The 350-nt window shown below is 72.6% G+C and carries 1 protein-coding gene; it reads left to right on the top strand.

Going from position 1 to position 350, the window contains the following annotated elements; all coding sequences use genetic code 11:
• Nucleotides 1-96: 96 nt before the first annotated feature.
• On the top strand, nt 97-350 hold a 254-nt coding region (locus KVT45_RS55230), incomplete at its 3' end, for a hypothetical protein (RefSeq protein ID WP_308311179.1).

The raw sequence follows: 350 nt of genomic DNA, 5'->3' as shown, positions 1-350 counted from the left end.
TGCGGCCGTCAGGCGGAAGCGCTGAATGCCTTTGAGGACATGCGCGTACGGCTGCGTGACGAGCTCGGAGCCGATCCCGGTGAGGAACTGCGCCGGGTGCACGCAGCGGTACTGCGTCAGGACGACGCCTTCCTCCTGTCTCCGCCTCGGCCGGTGCTCCACCCGCCGCGCGAGAGCGCCGTGCCGGCCGAACTCCCGCACGACACTCCGGGTTTCGCCGGCCGCACCGGCGAACTCGGCCGACTCCACTCGCTGCTTGCGCCCGCGGGGGCACCGGGTACGGCGAACACCGTGGTCATCTCCGCCATCGGCGGCGCCGCCGGGATCGGCAAGACCGCGCTGGCCGTGCA

It is taken from the genome of Streptomyces sp. GbtcB6 (genome assembly GCF_019091475.1).
GTDB classification, from domain to species: domain Bacteria; phylum Actinomycetota; class Actinomycetes; order Streptomycetales; family Streptomycetaceae; genus Streptomyces; species Streptomyces hyaluromycini.
The sequence above is the reverse complement of the archived record's forward strand: the minus strand, read 5'-3'. Positions and strand labels throughout refer to the sequence as shown.